Genomic DNA, 284 nt, shown 5'->3' on the forward strand with positions numbered 1-284 from the left:
ACTCTATATTTTGTCGTTTCTCCCCAGACATACTTACCTTCAGGGCTAATCGATTTATTCTTCCATTTAAATTCTGAGCTGTATTTTGAGCCTTGCATAAATCGTTCATAATTTGCGTCAGTTTTTTGTGGATAGCCTATACCATATAGTCTATTATCCGTTTTTTCATCATACACAATGACAGCAAAATCAGAGACTACATACCGCTTCCCACCATATATCACCCCGACTTCAGAAAAATGAAAGTCATCGTCCATTTGAATCGTTGTTCCTGTAGCGAGGTC

The 284-nt window shown here is 38.0% G+C and carries 1 pseudogene; it reads right to left on the bottom strand.

The features are described 5' to 3' along the window. Positions 1-284 (bottom strand): annotated as a pseudogene (locus A6E03_RS07195) (hypothetical protein); the annotation flags it as partial.

Source organism: Aliivibrio sp. 1S128 (assembly GCF_001691065.1).
GTDB lineage: Bacteria > Pseudomonadota > Gammaproteobacteria > Enterobacterales > Vibrionaceae > Aliivibrio.